The sequence below is a fragment of the Shewanella benthica KT99 genome, assembly GCF_000172075.1.
Lineage (GTDB): Bacteria > Pseudomonadota > Gammaproteobacteria > Enterobacterales > Shewanellaceae > Shewanella > Shewanella benthica_A.
In genome coordinates this window covers 1-16,998 of sequence record NZ_ABIC01000043.1, presented here as the reverse complement: position 1 = coordinate 16,998, position 16,998 = coordinate 1, and the positions used below count along the sequence as shown (strand labels likewise).

The window sequence follows — 16,998 nt, the reverse complement described above, 5'->3', positions numbered from 1 at the left end:
CGAAAGCCTCTAGAACCTAAGTCCTAGAGGCTGATAGGTTTAAACCAAGGTCACCTTGGCAAACTTACGTTTACCGACCTGGAAAATACCGCTCGTACCGGCAGTGAGCTGCAGGCGTGTGTCTTTAATCTTTACGCCGTCTATCTTGGCCGCGCCTTGCTTGATCATACGCATGGCATCCGAGGTCGACTTGACGAAGCCTAGCTCCTTGAGCAAGTTGGCGATGGCGATACCGTCACCCACACTCAGCTCAACCTCTTCGATATCATCCGGGATAGCCCCCTTCTGAAAACGATTGATGAACTCCTGATGGGCAGCGTCCGCAGCGGCTTCATCATGGAAACGTGCGATGATCTCTTTCGCTAAGGCTATCTTGATATCACGCGGATTGGCTCCGGCTTCGATATCTGCCTTAAACTGCTCAATTTCAGCAAGAGGGCGGAATGACAACAGCTCGAAGTAACGCCACATCAGCACATCAGAGATAGACATGATCTTACCAAACATCTCACCGGCAGGCTCACTCACACCGATATAGTTGTTCGCAGACTTGGACATCTTCTTCACGCCATCCAGGCCTTCAAGCAATGGCATCATGATAACGGTCTGAGGCTTTTGCCCCTCAGATTTCTGTAACTCGCGTCCCATCAGCAAGTTAAACTTCTGATCGGTACCGCCCAGTTCGACGTCGGCTTCCAAGGCTACCGAGTCATAACCCTGTAGCAAGGGATACATAAACTCATGAATGGCTATCGACTGACCCGAAGCATAACGCTTCTTAAAGTCATCTCGCTCCATCATACGCGCAACCGTTTGCTTAGAAGCGAGACGGATCATGCCCGCCGCGCCCAATGGTTCTAGCCAGGTCGAGTTAAACACGATGCGCGTCTTAGCCGGGTCTAAAATCTTATACACCTGCTGCTTATAGGTTTCTGCATTAGCGAGTACTTGCTCGCGAGTCAGTGGAGGACGAGTACTATTCTTACCACTGGGATCGCCTACCATGCCGGTGAAATCGCCGATCAGGAAGATTACGTCATGGCCTAGCTCCTGGAAAGTGCGCATCTTATTTAAGATCACTGTGTGACCAAGATGAATATCCGGCGCGGTTGGATCGGCTCCAAGCTTAATACGTAAGGGACGTCCCTCTTTCAATTTTTCCAGCAGTTCCGCCTCGAGTAATATCTCATCGGTACCGCGTTTAATCTCTGCAAATGCTTGGTCTAAATCAGCCATCTCGCCAACTACTCCTGGGAGCTCATTCAAAAATAAAGAGTCATGTTACTTGTTAGCCAGCACAATTGAAAGTGTGTACACTAAGGGGATCACTATAAGCAAAAAAATTGCGACTGAGATCAACAGGAAAATGTTCGATGGGAAAGGTTATAACACTGTTAAAATTACTGCCGAAAGTGCATCAAATACTCTTGTGTTTCTTAGTGTTAGCGACCTTAATCATAGTTATTTTACCCTCAGGTGATCCCCATGCATCTAAGGACACCAACTCCAAACTTTCCGGCACAATTAAGCTGGGCAATGGCGACAGCAGTGACAGCTCAAATATGAGTGCCGATAAGTTAGCCCAGCTTAAGACACCTCTCTCTTTTCGCACACCGACGCCACCATCGGATCTTCGGCAGACTATTACCGACTCAAATACCCCGAGCTCGCCTCAACCTGAGAGATCCATCGACGGATTAAACCGTCAACAAGTCCCAAAGAAACACGTAAAGCATTTCAAAGTAGAGAGTGGTGATACCCTAGCGGCGCTATTTAATCGCGCCGGATTAAGCTCGAGAGATGTCTATGAGATAACCCAACTGCCAAAAGCAAAGAAAAACCTGCTGAGGATCATACCGGGTGAAGAGATCATCATAGTGAAAGATGATGCCGGTGAGTTTTTACAACTGAGTTACCATATCAACCCCATATCCACTCTCGTAATCGATAGAGATGACAAAGGCTATTTTGAACATATTTCAAACAAGAAAGTTGACAGCCGCAATAAATTTTCCAGCGCGACCATTAACAATAACTTCTGGAATGCAGGCGTGAGCGCAGGGTTAACCCCAAACCAGATCATGCAGCTAGCGACAATCTTCGGTTGGGATATCGATTTTGCGTTGGACATCAGACGGGGAGATAATTTTTCCATCATCTTCGAAGAAGAATATGCCGATGGTGAATTTCTCAGGAATGGTAATATCTTAGCCGCAGAATTTAGTAACCAGGGCGATCGCTACACAGCAGTTCGCTACACGGATGGCAACTATTACTCGGAAGATGGACGTAGCATGCGCAAGGCCTTCCTGCGCTCCCCCGTCGATTTCAAATATGTTAGCTCAAGCTTCAACCCTAAGCGCTTACATCCGGTCACAGGTCAAGTCAGAGCCCATAGAGGAGTTGATTATGTCGCCGCGGTAGGAACCCCCATTAAAGCTGCGGGTAAGGGCCGAGTGATAAAGTCAGCCTACAACCAATACAATGGTAACTATGTTTTTATCAAACATAACGACACCTATACCACTAAATACTTGCACCTGAAGAAGCGTAAGGTCAGGCAAGGAGAGACGGTTAAACAGGGACAGATCATCGGCACCCTTGGCTCTACGGGCCGTGTCACAGGTGCACATCTGCACTATGAATTTATCGTCAATGGCACGCACAGAAACCCTAGAACGGTCAAACTGCCAAAATCATTGCCCATCACCAAGTCAGAAAAATCCAAATTTTTGGCGCTAAGTAAGCAAATCATGGCTAAACTTCAACAGGACAAGCAGATCCAGCTAGCCTCAATACAATAATCTTAACGCATTTACCCCCTAGCCTGGCCCGGGAATAACTGATATTCCCGCTTACTTGTTCGAACGATAATGGAAATATTACAATGAGCAGAGACTTCTATATTGGCTTGATGTCTGGTACCAGCATGGATGGTATCGATGCTGTCTTGGTCGACTTTAGCAAGCAACAACCCAGACTCGTAGCCAAGCATAGTGAGGTAATTCCAAAACATACCTTAAATGGTTTACAGCGCCTCTGCCTCCCGGGCAATGACGAAATAAACCTGCTAGGACAACTCGATCGTAGCGTGGGACAGTTATTCGCTGTGGCCGTCAACGCCCTACTAGCCAAGGCTGGCATTGCCAAAGAGCAAGTGATCGCCATTGGCAGCCATGGTCAAACCGTCAGACATATGCCCAATCTCGATATGGGATTCACCCTGCAAATCGGCGATCCCAATACCATAGCAGTATCTACCGGTATCGATGTTATCGCCGATTTCAGGCGTAAAGACATCGCCTTAGGTGGACAAGGTGCTCCCTTAGTGCCAGCCTTTCATCAAGAGATATTTGCCACAACAGACACGCCGAGGATCATTCTCAACATAGGCGGCATCTCCAACATCACCTTCCTCCCCTCAAACAAACCTTCTGCTGACCGTCAGGTCATAGGCTTCGATACCGGGCCGGGAAATACCTTGATAGATGCCTGGTGCCAACAGGCGTTACAACAAGCCTACGACGAGGACGGTGCATGGGCTGCCAGTGGCACCACCAATGAGAAGCTGCTCAAGCATCTGCTATCTCACTCATACTTCTCTCAAGACTTCCCCAAAAGCACCGGGCGAGAGCTGTTCAACCAAGCTTGGCTCGAGCAGCAGACCGCGGCGTTTGGTTATCTTAACCAAGCCGATATCCAGTCGACGCTGCTCGATGTAACCTGCCATAGCATAGCTAAAGATACCTTAGCGCTATCAGAGAGTGGAGAGCTGTTTGTCTGCGGCGGAGGCGCATTCAACGGTGAGATGATGAGGCGCTTGGCTAAGCTGTTACCTAAGTACAAATTGAGTACCACATCCGAGCTGGGGATAGACCCACAATGGGTCGAAGGCATCGCCTTCGCCTGGCTTGCTATGCGGTTCCACAACAGGCTGCCGGGAAATCTACCGGCTGTAACTGGAGCGAGTCGAGAGGCTGTGTTAGGCGCATTTTTCCCGGCAGCGTAAAATAAATCCTGCGGCCTCGGTTTTAACGATAAGTTTTTCAACACAAAAGACTAATACCATTCCATATAAGTATCTGGTCAGTTCTGAGACTCTCAGTTTTTTCAATTCAAGGCCCATCGATGACGGAATGGTATAACTAAGCGTAATCGGTGCGCCGTACTCAACGCCTTCGAGTCGGTGCACTTTTTCCATTTACCATTCTTTTCTCCCACCGTTAAAAATCTACTCTATATCCTCCCTTCGAAATGATATGATCGCCCGAAAGATGCGTAAACCCAATAAATGAGAGATACCATGAGTAAAAGTGCCAAAGATGCAAGCCAGATGACTCCAGAAGCTCGCTACGACTACTTTGTTGAGCAAGTAAAGTCTGAAAAGACACTATGGACCCTTCAAGATGATGACGGCTGCGTAATGCTAACTACAGAAGAGGAAGATTGTATTCCTATGTGGCCTAGCGAAGAAGCGGCTAAATCTTGGGCTGTCGATGACTGGGAAAGCTGTATTCCACTCGAAATTCCGGTAGCTGAATGGTTGGAACGTTGGGTTCCTGGCATGCAAGATGATGATCTATTTGTTGCTGTATACCCAGTGCAAGATGATCTAGGTGTCGTTATTCCTCCCTATGAGTTAGAGCAGCGTCTAGCGCCAAAGCAGAGTCACTAATTTAGACTTTACTGACAGGAGAACCAGCTTGAAAAATAACACCTCAGAACCTTCAATCGATAATGGCGACGACTTAGATGAAGCCACAAATCGTGACATTGAAAACAATGAAGCTCTGCAAACACAGGCTAATTCAGCTGCTATACCTGTAGTAAAACAACCTCTGCCTAAAAGGCTTGCCACCCTATGCGCTTTCTTTGTCATTGCCTCAATTAGCGGTCTCATAGCAAAACAAGGCGAACTATTTTGCATACTGACCATAATCATGGTGATTGCCATACTTGGGCGCCAGCGAACGGCTATGTACTTCCTGCAAGGTTATACGGTACTCCAACTTGCTCTGGTCAGTATGTTGCCTGTCTACCTGTATGATCCAGAAAATTTACTTGTCGGCAATCCTTCGACATTTAAGCTAGGTGAACTACAAACAAAAGTCCCCGACTTCGTCATCTTCGGCATCATAATCGTACTTGCTATGGTTCAAGTCTGGATAGCCTTTACCCCTAAGGTAAGAGCCTATTTCAATACCAAGATAAACATGAATATCATGAGTTAATTTTTAAAAAATCTCCAACAAAAAGCCAGTTGCAATGCAACTGGCTTTTTTAAAATTATTTTCTATCAGCATAGCTAAGTGCTTATACTGAGAAGCTAGCTCCACAACCGCAGGTTGTCGTCGCATTGGGGTTCTTCACGAAGAAGCGTGAACCTTCAAGACCTGTGGTGTAATCGACTTCACCACCAACCAGATACTGTAAGCTCATAGGATCGACGACTAACTGGACTCCCTGCTTCTCGACGGTGAGATCACCTTCGTTAACCTTCTCATCGAAGGTGAAGCCGTACTGAAAACCAGAACATCCGCCACCCGTGACGTAGACACGTAGCTTTAATGCATCATTTTCTTCTTCATCCAGAAGCGTTTTTACCTTTGAGGCCGCCGCATCGGTAAATCGAATAGGCAAAGCATCATCAGTTTCAGTCGCTTGTTCGGCAGTTTGTTCAGTCATGAGTACCTCTAGATCTAATTACTGTGGGGATTATCTAATACCTGACCAATATGTTCAAGTAATAACATCAGCTCAGTCGATCATTGAACTGGTTTGTCGATTTTGTCTGTCGCTGCCTTGTTCGTCCCGGGGAGCAGAACAAGGGCAGAAAACTCCATTTCAGCCTGGGAGCCTTTAGTCCAACGACTCGACGGGACTATGACCTTAGCGATGATTCTAGACAATTTAAAGCTCTCCGGTAAAGTGACCTCAGCCTCCAGCACCTGAAAATATCGAAACCTAAAATTCAAACTTTCGTCACCTGTGAGTGTAGCCAGGCTAAGTTCGGCAATTTTCCCATCTTGGACCCCCACAAATAAAAATTCGGCTCTGCCCTTCAGAGACTGCTTACGCTTCTGCAGCTGAGTTAGGATGAGCTTGAGTCGATACTGATTCGGCAGCAGATTAGGGGTAAACTCTAATCCGTGAATGGCTACACCATCGGCAATACTCTCGGGTGCCATGATACTGCGATAGAATGCCAGCTCCCTAAGCAAGCCTCTCTCTTTACCATGTTGCTCTGCGAACAAGTCCTGCATTTTAGCGTTAGTTTCTCTAGATAAAGCCAGTTCCAGATTCCTGGCCGCTAAAGTTTGAGCCTGAATATTCAGCTGCTTAGTCAATTTACTTAACTGTTCTATGTTATTCTTTAGCGCGGGTCGGTTATGGTCGGACCATAAATTATAACCGAGTCCCCCCAAGACAAAGGCAAGCAAGACCAGTAGCAGTAAATAAACACTCGATGGTCGAATTTTTCGCTCTAACACTTGAATACGATCGAGCCAACGATGATAATTTGCCATTAACTAACAACCTCTTAATATAACTTGTGTGTAAATGGTCTCACCGCCAAAATGATGGCAGGCAATGGAAACTCAGGAAGGCTCCGGTGCAAAACAGAATAAAAAACACCTACACGCGATGCCAGACATACCTGAGAACAGATCTGCAAGACAAGCTATCTCAGGCTAAGCTCAGTCTGCAACTGTGTATGTTAGCCCTGTTATTTGCCCTCATCGCCTCTGGTGTCATCATTCTATTTAGACTGTTACTCCTCTGGCTGAACAATTATACCCAAACCAGCGAGCTCGAGTTTACTGAGATACTTGACGACTGGCGAGTGCTTTTACCCATATTAGGCGCACTTTTAATCTGGCTAGTGGCTCGAATGGGGTCACAACGCTATAAGCGCATGGGCATCGCCTATGTACTCCACAGAGTGAAGCTTCACTATGGCAAGGTCCCCCTGCAATCGGCCCCGGGTCAATTTTTTCAGGCGCTATTCGCTCTCGCCACTAACTTCTCCGTCGGCCGGGAAGGTCCTGCCATACATCTGGGGGCTGTCAGTGCCAGCGTCTTGGCAGAAAAGTTTAACCTGCCCGATAACAGTGTCCGCATCATGTGTTCAGGGGGGATTGCCGCAGGCATAGCTGCAACCTTCAACGCGCCGCTGGCCGGTGTATTTTTCGTATTCGAGGTCATATTACGGGAATATAAGCTGCATTACTTCTTTCCAATCATGATATCGGCCATCTGCGGCGCGGTATCGAGCCAGCTGGTTTTCGGTAATATTCATGAGTATGAACAAATTGGAGTCATTCGTATTCCACTGTCCCAATACCCTATTCTGGCCATCACGGGAGTGATCATAGGATGTGTGGCCGCCCTGTTTAACACCTCACTGTTAAAAGTCACCGCCAAGGGACAACACTGGCCCTTGATTTATCGTCTGCTCTTGGCGGGTATCATCACCACTCTGGTCGGTGTATTTTTACCGGAAGCCTTAGGCAGTGGCGATCTGGCCATAGAACGGGCAATCAGTGAACACCCAGGTCTACTCTTTCTCATTGCCCTGCTCATCGGGAAAATCATTGCCACCATCGCCGCTCTGGGCCTAGGGATTCCTGGTGGGATCATCGGCCCGCTATTTGGTATAGGTGCTTTGCTCGGCGCCATACTGGCTATCATCAGTGCCGCGGCTTTCCCTGCCATAGCGCCCTATATCGGCCTCTATACCATAATAGGCATGACGGCCATGATGGGGGTCTGCCTCGGCGCCCCTCTGGCGGCACTCATTGCACTGCTCGAATTAACCAATAATGCCTCGATGATCTTGCCAGCCATGTTTGTCAGTATCCCGGCATTCCTGGTCGCTCACCAAGGATTTAACACTAAATCCCTGTTTTATAATCAACTTGAGATCATGGGCCTCGATTATAAGGTATCACCAGTCAGGCAAGGGCTGATGAAAACCGGCGTTCGCGCCTTGATGGATAGACGCTTAGTTATCGTCAAAGATAACGAGGAGTTATTGCTAGAAGTATTAAAACGAGCAGAGGGACGCTCTGTGCTTGTGAGAAATAACTTAGGTGATATTCAGATGTTACAACTCGAACTGCAAGCTACCGATGACGTCAGCACATTGACCCGCCAGCCTATGCGGGGGCTCCCGGATACAGCCACCCTCAATGAAGTCTACCAAATACTTTGCCGTGAACGCCGCGGTGAGGTCTATATTTACCAAGATAGCGAAGACAAAGTCATCGGCGTGATAAGCTGGGCAGTGCTACAAAAAGAGATAAATTCAGGGCAAGTATAATCTCACATCCTCTCGGTGATCTGGATGTAGCCCAACAGATATTCTATGTAGCTTCCTGTATGACGCATTAACACAGCAACGAACTTATGTGCGTGAAGGCGCTATTTTAGGCAAGCTGTTTTCGAACCGAGTATCCGTATTAGCTTTGGTTGTGCCTTTAACCTGCTCGGTCAAAGACTTGTCACTGCCTGACGACGTGAGCAGTGACATTGAAAATGTCGGGCATAAGATCACAATAACCGATCGACTTGAAGGCAATTTAGACCGGGCTGATATACTCTATCTGACACTCGGCGTTGATTCACAGCTGAAAAATATGAGTGTCCAGTAAATTGATATTCACGAAAAGCCGAATTTTAATCTGGCGACTGACTTTAAGGATTGATAATGACCCGCTCCGAAACGCTATTTGAACAGGCTAAAAAAACTATTCCCGGTGGCGTTAACTCGCCAGTACGCGCTTTCAATGGCGTAGGTGGCTCGCCACTCTTCATCGAGAAAGCCGATGGCGCCTATATCTATGATGCCGACGGTAAGGCATATATCGATTATGTCGGCTCTTGGGGCCCGATGATCTTAGGTCATAACCACCCCAAGATCCGTCAAGCCGTTTTAGACGCGGTTGAAAATGGCCTATCTTTCGGTGCCCCGACTGAGCTTGAAATCAAAATGGCGGAGAAGGTCATCGAGATGGTGCCTTCCATAGAACAAGTTCGTATGGTGAGTTCCGGTACAGAAGCCACCATGAGTGCGATTCGTTTGGCACGAGGCTTCACTAACCGTGACAAGATCTTGAAATTTGAAGGTTGTTACCACGGCCACGCCGACTGCTTACTGGTTAAAGCCGGATCGGGTGCTCTGACTCTGGGTCAGCCAAGCTCACCTGGGGTCCCAGAAGATTTCGCTAAGCACACACTGACAGCTAGCTATAATGAGCTGGATTCAGTCAAAGCACTGTTCGAGCAATATCCACAAGAGATCGCTTGTATCATACTCGAGCCTGTTGCCGGCAACATGAACTGTATCCCGCCAGTAAAGGGCTTCTTAGAAGGCCTGCGTACTATCTGTGATCAGTACGGCGCCTTGCTTGTTATCGATGAGGTAATGACAGGTTTCCGTGTGTCTAAGGGCGGCGCTCAAGGCCACTACGGCATTACACCGGACCTAACGACTCTTGGTAAAGTGATCGGTGGCGGCATGCCTGTGGGCGCATTCGGCGGGCGTAAAGACATAATGCAGTTTATCGCACCTACGGGGCCGGTATATCAGGCGGGCACACTATCGGGTAACCCCATTGCCATGTCGGCAGGTCTTGCTCAATTAGACGCACTCTGTGAAGACGGCGTCTACGAAGAGCTTGCCGCTAAGACTAAGCGCATCGCAGAGGGCTTTAAGGCTGCGGCGAACAAGCACGGCATCCCTATGTCCATCAACTATGTCGGTGGCATGTTCGGTTTATTCTTCACCGAAGAAGAGAAGGTCACCACGTTCGCTCAAGTCACTAAATGTGATGCAGACAAGTTCCCTATCTTCTATCACGGCATGTTAGATGAAGGTGTTTACTTAGCACCAAGTGCTTATGAAGCTGGCTTCCTGTCGATGGCTCATGGCGAGAAAGAGATCGAAGCGACACTAGCAGCTGCCGATCGTGTATTTGCTAAGATGGCTAAGTAAACTAGCTAACTAAGTTTGCTAATACAGAAAAGGACGCATCGAGCGTCCTTTTTTATTGCCTGCTATTTGTTGCTAGAAGCCAGCTTCCCCTATCTATAACTCACAGTGAGAAAGAGATCGAAGCGACACTAGCAGCTGCCGATCGTGTATTTGCTAAGATGGCTAAGTAAACTAGCTAACTAAGTTTGCTAATACAGAAAAGGACGCATCGAGCGTCCTTTTTTATTGCCTGCTATTTGTTGCTAGAAGCCAGCTTCCCCTATCTATAACTCACAGTGAGAAAGAGATCGAAGCGACACTAGCAGCTGCCGATCGTGTATTTGCTAAGATGGCTAAGTAAACTAGCTAACTAAGTTTGCTAATATAGAAAAGGACGCATCGAGCGTCCTTTTTTATTGCCTGCTATTTGTTGCTAGAAGCCAGCTTCCCCTATCTATAACTCACAGTGAGAAAGAGATCGAAGCGACACTAGCAGCTGCCGATCGTGTATTTGCTAAGATGGCTAAGTAAACTAGCTAACTAAGTTTGCTAATACAGAAAAGGACGCATCGAGCGTCCTTTTTTATTGCCTGCTATTTGTTGCTAGAAGCCAGCTTCCCCTATCTATAACTCACAGTGAGAAAGAGATCGAAGCGACACTAGCAGCTGCCGATCGTGTATTTGCTAAGATGGCTAAGTAAACTAGCTAACTAAGTTTGCTAATACAGAAAAGGACGCATCGAGCGTCCTTTTTTATTGCCTGCTATTTGTTGCTAGAAGCCAGCTTCCCCTATCTATAACTCACAGTGAGAAAGAGATCGAAGCGACACTAGCAGCTGCCGATCGTGTATTTGCTAAGATGGCTAAGTAAACTAGCTAACTAAGTTTGCTAATACAGAAAAGGACGCATCGAGCGTCCTTTTTTATTGCCTGCTATTTGTTGCTAGAAGCCGGCTTCCCCTATCTATAACACACAGTGAGAAAGAGATCGAAGCGACACTAGCAGCTGCCGATCGTGTATTTGCTAAGATGGCTAAGTAAACTAGCTAACTAAGTTTGCTAATACAGAAAAGGACGCATCGAGCGTCCTTTTCTCTTGGTTATAAATACAATTTAATGATGAAAAATTATTTCACACTTTTATCAACTTATTCACCTTTCTCATATGTTCGCATCAAATGAACAGGATTTAATAAATTAAAAACCAGGGTGAAATATTGGCTTAACTCGCCCTATTCAAGCTTTAACCCAGCAAGCAAGGTGATCTGCTGCACAAAAACACCGGAAAACAGACCCAGTTAACGCTTGTGTTATTAACATCTGTATGGCCTAATCCGCCCGATAAACACACGAAGCTTAATTCAACCTTAATTCTGGATATTACTTGCCCGCACCAGGCAATAATAAATCTTCTGTAGGAACTGATGTATGCTCAACATATTCCTGATATCCCTCGCTGTTTTAGCCCTATTAAGTATCATTTTCGAAGAGGTCACTCACCTCAATAAAACCAAGACAACCCTATTCTTCGGCTGTATCTCATGGATCGTACTATTTATCTCGGCCGGAGATGCTAGCCATCAGAAACTCGTCGAAGCAGCACTCAACGAAAACCTACTCGAGATAGCAAGCCTCTGGCTGTTCCTCATGTCCACCATGACATTCGTGGCTTATCTCAACGCGAAAGGCATGATCCAGATACTGGTACAGAAGATTTTCCCCCAACGAGTATCCGTTCGTTTACTCATGATACAAGTCGCTTTCTTCTCTCTGGTACTGTCCGCTATCTGTGACAATGTCACCGCGACTCTGGTCTCACTAGGCTTGTTAACCACCTTTAAGCTCGATAGTCAGATGCGCCGACGCATGGCGGTGTTAATCATCTTCGCCGTCAACTCGGGTGGGGTATCCTTGATCACTGGTGATGTCACTACCTTGATGATCTTTCTCGGTGGCCACGTACAGATGTCCGAACTCATGATGCTCTTTATACCAGCATCAGTCAGTGTGATGCTGTTAGCAATTCTGTTTTCCCTCAAGGCTGAAGGCCATGTCAGCACCACACCAATCACCCGAAGTTTTCAAAGAGTCGATGTGATTATTGCCATGATATTCTTCTCCACCATAGTGGCGACCATGGCTCTGAATGTCCTGTTTGGCATCCCACCAGTGCTGACTTTTTTAACCGGTTTATCTATCATGTTCCTGGTCGGTCACACCTCGCGCACCAATAAAGAGGAGCTACAGATCCTCGAATATATCAGGCAAGTTGAGTATGATACCTTACTATTTTTCCTAGGTATCTTGCTGTTAGTTGGCATGCTTAAGGAGATTGGTACCTTAGATCTACTCACTCAGGTCTACGCTCAGTTTGATCCAAACATCTCTAATTTTGTCACCGGCATAGGCTCTGCGTTAGTCGATAACGTACCACTAACCGCCGCGCTGTTAAAAGCCGAACCCGTACTCAACACCCCTGAGTGGCTAGGATTAACATACTCGGTCGGTGTTGGTGGTTCACTGCTCGTCATAGGCTCGGCCGCAGGTATCATAGCCATGAGTAAGGTTAAAGAGCTCACCTTCGTCAGTTACCTCAGGTACGTACCTGCGCTACTATTGTGCTATAGCGTGGGTTACGCGTTGACCCTATTGCTATCATATAAATTGTTTGGTTAAGCTAGCTTAGCTGACAAGATAAAAAGAGGGCGCCAATTGGCGCCCTCTTTTTTGTCTGAATTATCTGCATCTTATCAGCCTGGTTCCTAGCCCTAGCCCTAGCCCTAGCTGCTAGCTTCTAGTTCCTAGATTGCTAGATTGCTAGATTGCTAGATTGCCGGCACCTTAAATTTGGTGCCTTGTATCGATAACACCACATCTCTGGGTCTAATTTCAACTATGTCTAGCTTACCCCCTATCTTATCGCCTTCCTGCAACTCAGCCCCATCGACATTGAGCCAACGATTGTCAGGATTGGTAGAATACACATGGGCGTTGATATTAAATTCCGGCACCTGCAACTGGAGTCCGGCAGGTAACTGACCATACTTGGGCAGGGTATCTGCTTTTGTAGTTGGTATCGGATCGAGTTCAACCGCAGTCATGGGAGCCGCGAGTGAATTTCTTACCTCAACCGCTGTTAACGCAGCCTCAAAGGCGGCCAATAAATTGTTTTCATCTTGATAGTTTTTCGGCGTAGTAGAACCTGTTTCCAATCCGACCTCTGATGCGGCTTGATTGACTTCGAACTTCAGAGCCGCAAGCATATCTTTGCCCTTCTGATTGGCATTAGCCCCCAGTATGATCGGCTCACCGACTGAACGATGAGTTAAAGGAGTCGTTGAAGTAGTGGCCGGCTCAACATATCGCGTTTGCTTAAGCCTATTATCAACATATCCACTCGGCTCAACATATCGCGTTTGCTTAAGCCTATTATCAAGATAACGCTCGACTCTGGGGCGCTCGGTCGCTACAGGCAAGGCCACCTTTCCCGCGAGTCTAATACTCTGCTCATTTTCTAATGAACCAAGTTGAGATGATGTGGCAGGCATTTCTTTAGGCTCTTGCTGAAGCGCCTGTGCCAATTTAGGCGCAGATACTTGATTGAAATCACTGATAAAATAACTCTGGGCTAACCAGGCTATGATGGCCAGGAGTATAAGAATGAATCCCCCAAAGAGGACGGTTAAATATCTCTGGCTGTTACCAGAGAAATTATCATACTGAGCCCTGGGCGTTAATACGGGATCTATACCAGCATCCAGCTCTTGGTTTTTAGCGCGTGTCATCGCATCGAGTAGAATGGACATCAGTAGCTCCTTCTCGCTTCGACTAACCTGGGTCCTTCGGCGCTAAGATAGAGGTTAAGCTGCACTAACGTCTGACTCCCGGCAATGGCATCGGCTCTAAGGCCATGCTCACGTTGGAAACGCATCAACTTATCTTCTAATTTCGCATCGAAACCATCGACTAATCTTGGTGCCCTATGATCAATTTGGGCTAAACTATTTTCAAGCCATTGGATTTGCTCTGAGTTAGAGCCTTGCCCTATCTCTCTTGGTTGGCTAATAGGTGCTTGCCACAAGATCTCGAACGTACCGCTAAAGTGACGCGTAAACCAGTCTCTGTCGACCCAAAGTTGCTGTTCATTGAGTTGCAGTAACAGCTGCTCGCCATGACGTGAAACCACAGTGCCGTAGAAGGCCTGTTGTTGATTATCGATAAGATAAACGACTGCAGGGAAGTTAAGCCGAGTTAACGAGTTCCAATTCCCCTGCTGCTGAAAACAGGAGAGGCCCTGCTGCTCAGCCGATTGGCAGGCAGACAGGCCGATATAGGGCACTCGGTCCCAGAGGCCTAAAATGCTGGCATAGGCAGTATCTATGTCTCTACTTTGTGCAATAGCGCCATTGAGTACCCTTTGATTGGGGCTGGAAACCCGGGCCTTATTTTCCTGCAACAAAGATGGTGAAGCTAGACTGCTGCCCGCTGAAGTTGCTACTGAATTTACCGCTGAACTCGCTGCTGAGTTACCAGGTAAAAGGTTCCCCCATAACATAACCCCTACAACGCAACTAAGCGCCAGTACCGAAAAGGCAGCTATAGGCAAAAGATAACTTCGCTGCTTGATCTCCTCCCCGAACACTTCAATTGCAGCCGAGCTCACCATGTTCTGATCGATAGGCACCTTAGACTGAGCATAGCTCGCCATTAATGCACGCTCACACAGCAAGTTCATCAATCTTGGGATGCCACCACTGTATTTATATAGCGCCTTGATCGACCTTGGATTAAACAAGGGCTCATGACGCCCAGCCACCTTAAGTCTATGCTGCACATAAAGGCCCACCTCTTCTAGCGTAAGCGGAAGTAGATGATAGCGAGCGGTAATTCTTTGAGCGAGCTGGCGAAGCTCTTGTCTTCTCAGTAACTGTTGTAACTCAGGTTGACCGATCAAGATAACCTGCAAGAGTTTCTTGGTGTCTGTTTCCAGATTGGTCAACAGACGTAACTGCTCCAGCACTTCGGCCCTAAGATGCTGGGCTTCATCTATGATCAGCACAGTATTTCTGCCTTTTTCATGATTACTCAACAGAAACTGACTCAGAAGATCCGTTAGCTGCTTCAGGCTAGGGTCTTTGTCATACACAATACTAAGCTCGTCACAGAGGGTGGCCAATAGCTCCTGCTCTGTCAGTGATGGGTTTAGAATAAATGCGGTATCGGTATTTTCAGGGAGCTGCTTAAGGAGACAACGGGATACAGTCGTCTTACCTGTGCCCACTTCACCGGTTAATAATACAAAGCCACCGGTTTCACCCAACCCATAGGTCAAATGAGCCAACGCCTCTCGGTGCCTATCACTAAGAAATAGATAATGGGGATTAGGTGCGATAGAGAAAGGGTTATCGCTTAAGCCAAAAAACGCCTTGTACATACTGAAATCAATCCTTACCTGTACTTACCGGTTATAAAATACAAAAAACAGTTCAAACTAAAGCTAACCGTTCGCCTTGTCAAAAAATGCTCAACAAAAAGCGATAAAAGACCATAAAATAAGCGTCAGAGTGACACTGAATCAAATAGGCGAATACATGTTAAGATCTGTCCCATCTGATCCATACATGAAAACTGTGATTTAAATTGTGAAAATTTACCTCGTTGGCGGCGCTGTCCGCGATAGCTTACTCAAGCTACCGGTCAAAGATAGGGATTATCTGGTAGTAGGTGCAACACAAGAGCAGATGTTAGCCAAGGGCTTTCATCGTGTAGGCAAGGATTTCCCGGTGTTTTTACACCCAGAGACTCAGCAAGAATACGCCTTAGCCAGAACGGAGAGAAAAACGGGCTCAGGCTACGGCGGCTTCAGCTGTCACGCCAGTCCTGATGTGACCCTAGAGCAAGATTTACTGCGTCGGGATCTCACCGTCAATGCCATAGCCCAAGATGATGATGGTAAACTCTATGATCCCTATGGCGGTGTAGACGACCTAAACAACAAGCTGCTGAGACATGTCTCCGATGCCTTCATCGAAGATCCTTTACGCGTACTCAGAGTCGCCAGGTTCGCCGCTAGGTTCCATGCCCAAGGTTTCACCATTGCCGATGAAACCCTCACCATGATGGCTAACATAAGTCAAAGCGGTGAATTAGAAGCCCTAACTGCAGAAAGAGTATTTCAAGAACTAGACAAGGCCCTGAGCACCGACAATCCACACATATTTATCGATGTACTCGAGCAGTGTGGTGCGCTTAAGATCCTCTTTCCCGAGATACACGCCCTGTTCGGTGTGCCTCAACCTGAAAAGTGGCACCCTGAGATAGATACAGGCATACATACACTCATGGTGCTCGAGCAAGCCGCTAAACTCACCAAAGATAACACGGTACGATTTGCCGCCCTGGTGCATGATCTAGGTAAAGCCCTGAGCCCCAAGGAACACTTACCTAAGCACCATGGTCACGGACAGAAAGGCTTAGCGCCAATCAAGGCCCTATGCGCACGAATAAAGGCCCCCAACGAATACCGGGATTTAGCCTTGCTAGTCAGCGACCTTCACCAAAATATTCACAATATTGACCAGTTACGCCCCGAGACTCTGATTAAGCTCTTCGATAAGGCCGACCTGTGGCGTAAACCTCAACGTCTCGAACAGATAGCCTTAGCCTGTGAAGCCGATGCCAAGGGGAGGCTAGGGTTCGAAGATGAAGCTTACCCCCAAGCCAGCTACTTTAAACACACCTTCGAAGCGGCGAATGCCGTTGCGGTAAAGCCTATTATTGACGCCGGTTTTAAAGGGGCGGAGATAAAACAGCAATTACACATGAAGCGTATCGAAATTGTCTCGGAAGTGAAAAATAACTTTCATAAGAATACTGCACACTAGCCTTAATGAAGATGCTTTTGTCTCTAAGTTGTTAAAAATCGACACGAACCGCTCATTATATAGGCGCTCACCTTGCATTTGACAGTAAATTAGTTAAGGTATTCAGGCCTTAGGGTGAAAATTCGTAGCAATATACAT

The 16,998-nt window shown here is 47.1% G+C and carries 14 protein-coding genes and 1 pseudogene; 9 read left to right on the top strand and 6 right to left on the bottom strand.

The features are described from left to right. Positions 1-39: 39 nt before the first annotated feature. Positions 40-1,236 carry a tyrosine--tRNA ligase gene (tyrS, locus tag KT99_RS16220; protein WP_005502120.1) on the bottom strand — a complete coding sequence of 399 codons (1,197 nt, stop codon included), beginning with the start codon at positions 1,234-1,236 and terminating at the stop codon, positions 40-42. A 137-nt stretch (positions 1,237-1,373) separates the two neighbouring features. Here tyrS and KT99_RS16215 point away from each other — a divergent pair, with 137 nt between their 5' ends. Continuing rightward, on the top strand, positions 1,374-2,804 hold the full coding sequence (locus tag KT99_RS16215) for a peptidoglycan DD-metalloendopeptidase family protein (RefSeq protein ID WP_005502119.1): 1,431 nt from the start codon (positions 1,374-1,376) through the stop codon (positions 2,802-2,804). 83 nt (positions 2,805-2,887) lie between these two features. After that, positions 2,888-4,009: an anhydro-N-acetylmuramic acid kinase gene (locus KT99_RS16210; protein ID WP_005502118.1), complete on the top strand. Its 1,122-nt coding sequence runs from the start codon at positions 2,888-2,890 to the stop codon at positions 4,007-4,009. Here KT99_RS16210 and KT99_RS21780 read toward each other — a convergent pair. Beyond that, on the bottom strand, positions 3,983-4,201 hold the full coding sequence (locus KT99_RS21780; protein WP_100067689.1) for a hypothetical protein: 219 nt from the start codon (positions 4,199-4,201) through the stop codon (positions 3,983-3,985). The genes KT99_RS16210 and KT99_RS21780 overlap by 27 nt on opposite strands. A gap of 102 nt (positions 4,202-4,303) precedes the next feature. Here KT99_RS21780 and KT99_RS16205 point away from each other — a divergent pair, with 102 nt between their 5' ends. Both KT99_RS16205 and KT99_RS16200 read left to right on the top strand, forming a co-directional pair. Beyond that, positions 4,304-4,675 carry a DUF2750 domain-containing protein gene (locus tag KT99_RS16205; RefSeq protein ID WP_040572109.1) on the top strand — a complete coding sequence of 124 codons (372 nt, stop codon included), beginning with the start codon at positions 4,304-4,306 and terminating at the stop codon, positions 4,673-4,675. A 115-nt stretch (positions 4,676-4,790) separates the two neighbouring features. After that, positions 4,791-5,231 carry a hypothetical protein gene (locus tag KT99_RS16200; protein ID WP_040572113.1) on the top strand — a complete coding sequence of 147 codons (441 nt, stop codon included), beginning with the start codon at positions 4,791-4,793 and terminating at the stop codon, positions 5,229-5,231. An 82-nt stretch (positions 5,232-5,313) separates the two neighbouring features. On the opposite strand, the gene erpA is transcribed toward KT99_RS16200, so the two are convergent. Continuing rightward, a complete protein-coding gene (erpA, locus tag KT99_RS16195; protein WP_005502111.1) occupies positions 5,314-5,685 on the bottom strand; it encodes an iron-sulfur cluster insertion protein ErpA in 372 nt (123 codons plus the stop codon). Between the two features lie 80 nt (positions 5,686-5,765). After that, on the bottom strand, positions 5,766-6,527 hold the full coding sequence (locus KT99_RS16190) for a DUF6776 family protein (protein WP_005502109.1): 762 nt from the start codon (positions 6,525-6,527) through the stop codon (positions 5,766-5,768). 86 nt (positions 6,528-6,613) lie between these two features. Here KT99_RS16190 and KT99_RS16185 point away from each other — a divergent pair, with 86 nt between their 5' ends. The 4 genes and pseudogenes from KT99_RS16185 (at position 6,614) to nhaD (ending at position 12,652) form a co-directional block, all read left to right on the top strand. Beyond that, entirely contained in the window at positions 6,614-8,323 is a 1,710-nt protein-coding gene (locus KT99_RS16185) for a chloride channel protein (RefSeq protein WP_005502107.1), read from the top strand. Between the two features lie 20 nt (positions 8,324-8,343). Then, positions 8,344-8,494 (top strand): annotated as a pseudogene (locus KT99_RS23635) (aspartate carbamoyltransferase); the annotation flags it as partial. A gap of 216 nt (positions 8,495-8,710) precedes the next feature. After that, complete coding sequence (hemL, locus tag KT99_RS16175; protein WP_005502103.1) at positions 8,711-9,997, top strand: glutamate-1-semialdehyde 2,1-aminomutase; 1,287 nt, start codon at positions 8,711-8,713, stop codon at positions 9,995-9,997. A 1,407-nt stretch (positions 9,998-11,404) separates the two neighbouring features. Then, the gene (gene nhaD, locus KT99_RS16170) at positions 11,405-12,652 is read left to right on the top strand and encodes a sodium:proton antiporter NhaD (RefSeq protein WP_005502101.1); all 1,248 of its coding nucleotides are present in this window, start codon (positions 11,405-11,407) and stop codon (positions 12,650-12,652) included. 149 nt (positions 12,653-12,801) lie between these two features. On the opposite strand, the gene KT99_RS16165 is transcribed toward nhaD, so the two are convergent. Together KT99_RS16165 and KT99_RS16160 are read right to left on the bottom strand one after the other, a co-directional pair. Continuing rightward, positions 12,802-13,782: a general secretion pathway protein GspB gene (locus KT99_RS16165; RefSeq protein WP_005502100.1), complete on the bottom strand. Its 981-nt coding sequence runs from the start codon at positions 13,780-13,782 to the stop codon at positions 12,802-12,804. After that, entirely contained in the window at positions 13,782-15,410 is a 1,629-nt protein-coding gene (locus KT99_RS16160; RefSeq protein ID WP_005502099.1) for an ExeA family protein, read from the bottom strand. The genes KT99_RS16165 and KT99_RS16160 overlap by 1 nt, the downstream gene beginning before the upstream one ends. 208 nt (positions 15,411-15,618) lie before the next feature. Here KT99_RS16160 and KT99_RS16155 point away from each other — a divergent pair, with 208 nt between their 5' ends. Beyond that, on the top strand, positions 15,619-16,860 hold the full coding sequence (locus KT99_RS16155; protein WP_005502098.1) for a multifunctional CCA addition/repair protein: 1,242 nt from the start codon (positions 15,619-15,621) through the stop codon (positions 16,858-16,860). Positions 16,861-16,998: the final 138 nt, after the last annotated feature.

Bases quoted from the DNA above. Each gene is read 5' to 3' on its own strand.
- erpA (WP_005502111.1), bottom strand. From the start codon at position 5,685: ATGACTGAACAAACTGCCGAACAAGCGACTGAAACTGATGATGCTTTG.
- nhaD (WP_005502101.1), top strand. From the start codon at position 11,405: ATGCTCAACATATTCCTGATATCCCTCGCTGTTTTAGCCCTATTAAGT.
- KT99_RS16160 (WP_005502099.1), bottom strand. From the start codon at position 15,410: ATGTACAAGGCGTTTTTTGGCTTAAGCGATAACCCTTTCTCTATCGCA.
- KT99_RS16210 (WP_005502118.1), top strand. From the start codon at position 2,888: ATGAGCAGAGACTTCTATATTGGCTTGATGTCTGGTACCAGCATGGAT.
- KT99_RS16165 (WP_005502100.1), bottom strand. From the start codon at position 13,782: ATGTCCATTCTACTCGATGCGATGACACGCGCTAAAAACCAAGAGCTG.
- KT99_RS21780 (WP_100067689.1), bottom strand. From the start codon at position 4,201: ATGGAAAAAGTGCACCGACTCGAAGGCGTTGAGTACGGCGCACCGATT.
- KT99_RS16215 (WP_005502119.1), top strand. From the start codon at position 1,374: ATGGGAAAGGTTATAACACTGTTAAAATTACTGCCGAAAGTGCATCAA.
- KT99_RS16190 (WP_005502109.1), bottom strand. From the start codon at position 6,527: ATGGCAAATTATCATCGTTGGCTCGATCGTATTCAAGTGTTAGAGCGA.
- tyrS (WP_005502120.1), bottom strand. From the start codon at position 1,236: ATGGCTGATTTAGACCAAGCATTTGCAGAGATTAAACGCGGTACCGAT.
- KT99_RS16205 (WP_040572109.1), top strand. From the start codon at position 4,304: ATGAGTAAAAGTGCCAAAGATGCAAGCCAGATGACTCCAGAAGCTCGC.
- hemL (WP_005502103.1), top strand. From the start codon at position 8,711: ATGACCCGCTCCGAAACGCTATTTGAACAGGCTAAAAAAACTATTCCC.